This is a genomic window from Pseudomonas sp. PA-7-1E (genome assembly GCF_021605325.1).
GTDB classification, from domain to species: domain Bacteria; phylum Pseudomonadota; class Gammaproteobacteria; order Pseudomonadales; family Pseudomonadaceae; genus Aquipseudomonas; species Aquipseudomonas fluorescens_BV.
Genome location: NZ_WKFA01000112.1, coordinates 1 through 3,157 on the forward strand (window position 1 = coordinate 1; position 3,157 = coordinate 3,157).

A 3,157-nucleotide genomic window follows, 5' to 3' on the forward strand; every position below is an offset into this window, starting at 1 on the left:
ATCGGCGCTTGGGTGAAAGGAGGAGGGGCGAAATCTCCCACGGTCTGTACTGCGTCAACAGTCAGAATCGGGCTTTGTCCCTTCTCCTCCCTTCAAGTCCTAGCATACAAGCGGGCTTGCTCGCGAAGGCAGCCCGACAGCCGACGAAAATGCTGGATCAGACCGCGTACTATCCGGTACTCAGGCAACGGCTACTTAGCGTTCCACCCCAACGGCTGCTCACTTTGCAAAGCGACAAAGCAAGCAAAACGCTCTTGCCCCACCACCCCATCAATCATCATGCAACAACCCCGAACCATACTCCCCATAACTACTCCTCAGCCCACTGCCACCGAAATTCATCTTCGCGGCTTTGCTGGGGCTATGGTCGCCAAATGCCTGGCAACCGCCTGAAAAGCACGGGTCACTGCTCACGACTGATGAAGATGAACAAGCACTCACCAGCAACGTGCCGGTGATCATCACAACTTTGACGAGGTTCGAGATCATGGTTTCAGCTCCCTATGGGCTGGAGGCGCTGGGGTCCTCTCTCAGTAGGGGATCGTAGACCTCAACGGTGCAGGGAATTATGAAACTTTGCTGTGGGACAGCATGAGTTCAGGTTGCCGCCTTGGGTAAGGCGGCAGGGTTGGTTGTCAGGCTTTGACTGAGGCGGTCACAGGCGCAACTTGCTCCTGGGCTCGGCCAACGAGCAGCGAGCTCAACTCGATTAACTGCTGAATGCCCAAGGCGATGGCGCGCTGAGAGTCGTCGAGGTCGAACGCCAAGGTGGCGGCCATTTCGTTGGCGGATGCGAGGTTTTCGGCGGCGTTGGCCAGGAGGGTTTCGGGGTCGATGGTTGGGTTTACTAGGAATAGGTTGTCGCTTGGGCGTTCGGTGGGCGCAGCGTCGTCGGATGGGGGCAAGTGATGATGGATTGCTCGCTGGGCTGCGGCTTGAAGCTTGGGATCAGAGGATGCAGCGTTTGAAGCATAAGGCAGATTAGGTGTGACCTTGTACATGGCGAAGCTCCTTTAGCGTTTAAGGAACTGCCTATCTCACTTCCACATGAGGGGTGGCAGCTGTACGCAGGTGTGGAAGACCAGGGCTAAAGGACCCGGCGCACCGAAGTGCCCCACGCACAGCCGCCATAAGCAATCATACAGACGTAAAAAAACGCCGGTAGGTGTTTATGGGCGATTGAGCGCCTTCAGCTTGGTCGGACTTCCACATCCGGCCGCTGGATTGCCAGCGGCTTGAGGAGGTTAGCTAGGGGAGGTCCGAGGGGCAAGCTGAGAAAAGCGTGGGATATTTCCTAGAAGTTTGGACCTGTTCCAGGAGATTGCTTTATCCGTTACACCGATGATGGATTGGAACTACTAAACCAAAGAGCCTTTAAAACAAAGGCCTACAGCTAACCCAGCTTTAGCTCGTACCACTTATGTACCACTGGACTCCTTTCGATCCATACCTCCGCCCTGACTATCCGCCTTCGGCATCAGGCAGATAACGGCCGAAAACAGCTCGTGGACACTCTAATGGCGAAACAGTAGCTTATGTTGCTAGCGGGCGAGAAACACTCAACAGCGGATCATCCCGCCCATGCCGCGTTTCACTTTGGACGATGTCGAGAAATGGGACCGAAAACTGAAGAGTTGATCTGCATTCTTGATCAGCTTGCAATCGTGCTCGAAAGCGATGGAGACACCCACTGGAGCTTTTGGATGCGTAAGGCAAGGGCACTATTGCTGGATTCTGATTACTCTGGGATTGAGTATCTACTATCAGCCTATGGCGGAATGGGCTCATTAAATGATCTCATTCTTGGTCAAAGCTATGTCGATGGCGTCCTTTCTTGGAATCCAGGTCATGTCGAGCTAAACGAAAAATTCATTGAATTGCGCAACAACGCCGAACAGCTCGCCAAAGCAATAAAACGGTCTCAAACTTGATCAGGCACCTAAACAAAAAAGGGACAGATTTATTGATGCTATCGCTGAAAAAAGCTAATCACGAGACAGCAATAAGCCAAATCCGTGGCTTATTGCCTTAGGCCTTCAGTTCATCTGGCGTGTGCGTCTTGAGCCAATCGGCCAAGCGGCATTCATTCGCGTTTTGCCAGCCTAGCCCGAAAGCCCAGAATCGCTCCAGCACGTCAGCATCAAAACGAACTTTGAAGTGCTCTTTGGTTACTGCCGATTGCCCCGCTTGGGCTTGAGCATTTCCTTCGCCTGAGCTTTACCAAACAATCCCACAAGCACCTCGCTCGCTGGTTTGGCCTTAGAAAAGTCCTCAGCCGGCCATTCCGGGTTCACTGCATCAACCCTTTCAGAACGGGAGTTTCTGGTCATTATTTTTGCCCCCCCCAGTTTGTTGGCTTCACGAAAGCCGATGACGTGAACCGCGTCACTCATGGGCAGATATCGAAGCCAGACTACGGTACCTAATTTTGAGTAGGCAGCGAAAAGCAATTCACTTCCAGATACACCTCACGACGGACTGCTGAGTCAACCAAGCACATCAAGGTGTAAGATGCCCCACAACCGTCCACCATCGAGGCCGCCATGACTGGGATATCCCTAAACCTGCCGGAAGATCTGTCCAACTCTCTCGCCGCCCTGGCCAAAACCAACGGGCAGACAGCGAGCTACCTGGCGATGGACGTTCTTCGCGACTACATCGAGCACGAAAAAACGCTGACCGCCCAAATCGAGCTGGCAGTAAAGGAAGCCGACGAAGGCAAATTCGCCACTGATGACCAAGTGGCAGCCATGCGCGCTAGGCGCTGGAGCAGGAATGCGGGTTGAGTGGCTTGAAAAAGCACTTAAAAATCTGGAAGACGAAGCGAACTATATCGCTCTCGAAAATCCAAAAGCCGCTGACGACTTCTCGGATGCCATTTTCACCAGTGTCGACAGGCTGGCTCAGTTTCCTTCCATGGGACGCGAAGGTCGGGTGAAACATACTCGCGAATGGGCAGTTCCCAACTGGTCCTATCTGATCCCGTATAGAGTGCGGGGTGATCGACTGCAGATCCTTGGCGTATTCCACACACGGCAACGCCCTCGTTCGAAGTGGTAATGCGCGCAAGACTTGCCTCACCGGCACCCAAGATCCGTTCCTGATAAACTGCACCCCATTCGTCTCGCCAACTCAGATCCCCCATGCCCCTAGAAAC

General features: G+C 53.6%; 6 protein-coding genes and 1 pseudogene. 3 read left to right on the forward strand and 4 right to left on the reverse strand.

Going from position 1 to position 3,157, the window contains the following annotated elements; translation table 11 throughout:
* Positions 1-270 precede the first annotated feature (270 nt).
* Together GIW79_RS29350 and GIW79_RS29355 are read right to left on the reverse strand one after the other, a co-directional pair.
* A complete protein-coding gene (locus GIW79_RS29350; RefSeq protein WP_236456612.1) occupies positions 271-489 on the reverse strand; it encodes a hypothetical protein in 219 nt (72 codons plus the stop codon).
* 146 nt (positions 490-635) lie between these two features.
* The gene (locus GIW79_RS29355; RefSeq protein ID WP_236456614.1) at positions 636-1,001 is read right to left on the reverse strand and encodes a DUF6124 family protein; all 366 of its coding nucleotides are present in this window, start codon (positions 999-1,001) and stop codon (positions 636-638) included.
* Positions 1,002-1,613: 612 nt separating this feature from the next.
* Here GIW79_RS29355 and GIW79_RS29360 point away from each other — a divergent pair.
* On the forward strand, positions 1,614-1,931 hold the full coding sequence (locus tag GIW79_RS29360) for a DUF6966 domain-containing protein (RefSeq protein ID WP_236456616.1): 318 nt from the start codon (positions 1,614-1,616) through the stop codon (positions 1,929-1,931).
* Positions 1,932-2,028: 97 nt separating this feature from the next.
* On the opposite strand, the pseudogene GIW79_RS29365 reads toward GIW79_RS29360, so the two are convergent.
* Together GIW79_RS29365 and GIW79_RS29370 are read right to left on the reverse strand one after the other, a co-directional pair.
* Positions 2,029-2,142, reverse strand: a pseudogene (locus GIW79_RS29365) (BrnA antitoxin family protein); the annotation flags it as partial.
* Between the two features lie 26 nt (positions 2,143-2,168).
* Positions 2,169-2,393, reverse strand: coding sequence for a hypothetical protein (locus GIW79_RS29370; protein ID WP_236456618.1), 225 nt, complete (start codon positions 2,391-2,393; stop codon positions 2,169-2,171).
* 150 nt (positions 2,394-2,543) lie between these two features.
* Here GIW79_RS29370 and GIW79_RS29375 point away from each other — a divergent pair, with 150 nt between their 5' ends.
* Together GIW79_RS29375 and GIW79_RS29380 are read left to right on the forward strand one after the other, a co-directional pair.
* Positions 2,544-2,786 (forward strand): CopG family ribbon-helix-helix protein, encoded by a 243-nt coding sequence (locus tag GIW79_RS29375; RefSeq protein WP_236456620.1) that lies wholly within the window; start codon positions 2,544-2,546, stop codon positions 2,784-2,786.
* Entirely contained in the window at positions 2,776-3,060 is a 285-nt protein-coding gene (locus GIW79_RS29380) for a type II toxin-antitoxin system RelE/ParE family toxin (protein WP_034126662.1), read from the forward strand. The genes GIW79_RS29375 and GIW79_RS29380 overlap by 11 nt, the downstream gene beginning before the upstream one ends.
* The last annotated feature ends 97 nt before the right edge of the window (positions 3,061-3,157 follow it).

Coding starts and splice junctions, on each gene's coding strand:
- GIW79_RS29370 (WP_236456618.1), bottom strand. CDS start 2,393: ATGAGTGACGCGGTTCACGTCATCGGCTTTCGTGAAGCCAACAAACTG.
- GIW79_RS29380 (WP_034126662.1), top strand. CDS start 2,776: ATGCGGGTTGAGTGGCTTGAAAAAGCACTTAAAAATCTGGAAGACGAA.
- GIW79_RS29375 (WP_236456620.1), top strand. CDS start 2,544: ATGACTGGGATATCCCTAAACCTGCCGGAAGATCTGTCCAACTCTCTC.
- GIW79_RS29355 (WP_236456614.1), bottom strand. CDS start 1,001: ATGTACAAGGTCACACCTAATCTGCCTTATGCTTCAAACGCTGCATCC.
- GIW79_RS29360 (WP_236456616.1), top strand. CDS start 1,614: ATGGGACCGAAAACTGAAGAGTTGATCTGCATTCTTGATCAGCTTGCA.
- GIW79_RS29350 (WP_236456612.1), bottom strand. CDS start 489: ATGATCTCGAACCTCGTCAAAGTTGTGATGATCACCGGCACGTTGCTG.